The sequence below is a fragment of the Vibrio fujianensis genome (genome assembly GCF_002749895.1).
GTDB lineage: Bacteria > Pseudomonadota > Gammaproteobacteria > Enterobacterales > Vibrionaceae > Vibrio > Vibrio fujianensis.
Map to the genome: position 1 here is coordinate 796,717 of NZ_NBUS01000054.1, position 3,244 is coordinate 799,960.

General features: G+C 45.2%; 2 protein-coding genes. Both read left to right on the forward strand.

Going from position 1 to position 3,244, the window contains the following annotated elements:
* Positions 1 to 282 precede the first annotated feature (282 nt).
* Complete coding sequence (locus tag B7C60_RS16765; RefSeq protein ID WP_099612621.1) at positions 283 to 2,088, forward strand: alpha-amylase family protein; 1,806 nt, start codon at positions 283 to 285, stop codon at positions 2,086 to 2,088.
* Positions 2,089 to 2,157: 69 nt separating this feature from the next.
* The coding region (locus tag B7C60_RS19925) for an alpha amylase N-terminal ig-like domain-containing protein (RefSeq protein WP_245869652.1) at positions 2,158 to 3,244 on the forward strand (1,087 nt) is incomplete at its 3' end.

The following is a 3,244-nucleotide window of genomic DNA, read 5'->3' on the forward strand; positions in this document are numbered from 1 at the left end:
AAGCCTACAAAATAAATCTAAACAAGTGAAATCCAGCTCGCCACTGATGGCCGGACTACTGAAACGCGCTGGGGTTTAATTCTCGATTTCTGTGGCTTGCTATAATCACCAGCAGGCCATAGCAACAACCATTCCGTTCATTCGTATAGCTTAACCTCGCTCACATTTTTCCACTCTCCCTTCGATCTACGCCCTAAATTGCTGAGTAAGGGATGAGTTGCATTATCTAACCATTGTCTACCCTTAAGCAGTTTCTTATTGATAGCAGTTAGGTTTTAGACGATGCATCCAGAATATTCCTCTTCAAAAATAAACGTTTATCAAGTCTTTACTCGTCTATTTGGTAATACGCAAACCGCCAACATCCCTTGGGGCACAAAAACGCAAAACGGCGTTGGGAAGTTCAGTGATTTTACGCTGAAAGCCTTGCAAGAAATTGCTCACTTAGGGGCAACGCATATTTGGTATACCGGTGTTCATCATCATGCTTTAGTGGCCGACTATCGCCCGTTTGGGATCAGTGATGATCACCCAAGCGTAGTCAAAGGACGCGCAGGTTCGCCTTACGCGGTGAAAGATTATTACTCAGTCAATCCCGATTTGGCCGATAACCCCGCGCAACGTAACCAAGAGTTTTTGGCTTTAATTAACCGCTCACATCAGGCTGGCTTAAAAGTCATTATTGATATTGTCCCGAACCATGTGGCGCGACACTATCAAGGATTAAACAATCCTCCCGGCGTCGAAGACTTCGGACAAAGTGATAATACGCAACTTGAGTATGCAAGAGACAATAATTTTTATTACCTACCCAAGCAGGCGTTTCAAATGCCCGACCTGCCCGATCACTTAACACCATTAGGGGGTGAAAATCATCCGCTTCTAGCTGAGCCTTATCAAGAATTTCCAGCAAAATGGACCGGCAATGGCTCGCGACAAGCCAAACCGGATGTAGACGATTGGTATGAAACGGTAAAGATTAATTACGGCGTTACCCCTAGTGGAGAGAAAGACTTCGCCGAACTCCCCGAATCTTATCGTTGGCTTTCTCATCAAGCGCATTTTACTTTTTGGCAGCAGCAGTCGGTGCCGAACTCGTGGCTTAAGTTTCGTGATATTGCGCTCTACTGGCTAGAGCAAGGGGTTGATGGGTTTCGTTATGACATGGCGGAGATGGTACCGATTGAGTTTTGGAGTTTTATGAACTCAGCGATCAAGCACGTTAATCCTAATGCCTTTTTAATGGCCGAAGTCTATCAACCTGAGCTTTACCGTGATTATATTCAGTTAGGCAAAATGGATTATTTGTACGATAAAGTCGATTTATACGATGGGTTAAAAGCCATCATGCAGGGCAAATCCTCAACCGCGATCATTGGCAGCATTGAGCATCAAATGCGTGATATTGAACATCATATGTTGCATTTTTTAGAAAATCACGATGAACAACGCATTGCCTCAGCTGAGTTTGCCGGTGATGCTGAACAAGGGCGGCCAGCGATGCTGATCTCTACCTGTTTATCCAGTGCGCCGACCCTAATTTATTTTGGTCAAGAGGTGGGAGAGCCAGGAGCGGAACAGGCTGGATTTGGTCAGCCGTCACGCACCTCTATTTTTGACTATATTGGCGTACCTGAACATCAAAAATGGCTTAATCATGGTCGATTTGATGGTGGGCAGTTAAGTGATAAGCAGCGCCAGCTACGTCAGTTTTACTGCCAGCTACTCAGCTTAGCTAAAAACAGTCCAGCGCTGATGGGCGATTATCACGATTTATACGCCGAGAATTGGCCACTTTTTGCAGAGCAACAACATACGCTGTTTGCCTTTGCCCGCTCTTGCCCTGAGCAAAAATTGATTATTGCCGCTAACTTTAGCACCACGGCAAGTAAAACCGTGCCACTGCATTTACCCCAAGAGCTGATTAAACATTGGCAATTGAGCGAGGGAGAATATGTCTTAATCGATCATCTCAATCAGCAACCACTCACACTGGTGGTAACGAAGCAGCGCAGTTATGTCGAGATAAACTTTCAGCCGCTTTCCACACATTTTATTGAAATTGACCCTGAACACTTAGCCTTGTAAGCCAGTTGCTGATCTTCTCCCTGCTGAGAAAAACAGCAGGGAAATTGTACGATGATGAAGGAGTATAATATGCGCGCCCCGTTTCTTTTTCACGGCCAAACTGAATCATGGGTTACTCGCCACCAAGATTCATTAACCTTAACCCTAGCTATTGAACGCTCATTTCCATGCCGCCAAATTCTCGTGCGTCATGAGCCTGATAATGAAGAACATTTAGTCGAGATGGTCAATATAACCACTCATGAACGGCTCACTTATTGGCAAGCAACTATCCCGCTAAATCAAGATCGCGCAGTGACTCACTATGTTTTTAAGTTACTCTCTGAGCAAGGTCAGTGGTGGTTAGATGCGAAATCTGTCTCTGCGCGAATCCCAAGTCGTGAGTACCACTTCAAGTACAATGCACAACATCAGCCACCATCTTGGGTTAGTCGACAGGTTTTTTATCAGATTTTTCCGGATCGCTTTGCTAATGGCAAACCGGAAATCAGCGTGAAAAGCGGAGAATACTGTGTCAGTGGCGGCAGCAAACCGGTGATTGCTAAAGCATGGGGGGAGCCCGTTGATAATCATCAAGGCAATGGCGGCTGTGAATTTTATGGCGGCGACCTATATGGGGTAGAAGAAAAGCTTGATTACTTACAAGATCTTGGCGTTACTGCGCTGTACCTAAACCCGATCTTTCATGCCCCTAGTAATCATAAATACGATTGTATGGATTACTATCATGTCGACCCACACTTAGGCACCAATCAACACTTTGCGCAGTTGTGCGATAATCTTCATCAGCGAGGGATGAAAATTGTGCTCGACGCGGTTTTTAACCATACTTCTACCGAGCATCCGTGGTTTAATTTACAGGGTTGGCATCAAGAAGTAGGCGCTTATCAATCGGTCCAATCCACTTATCGCGATTACTATTTTTTCCAAGGCGACACTCAAGAATATATCGGTTGGAAAGGTGTCGCTAGCTTACCGGTGTTGAACTTTCAGCATCCTGACGTCAGAGCGGCTATTTATCAATCTGATCAAGCGGTAATTAAACATTGGCTAAAGCCTCCGTATCAAATTGATGGCTGGCGCTTTGATGTTATCCATATGCTCGGTGAAGGTGAAGGTGCCAAAAATAACGCTCATTACGTGCAAGCCTTTCGTG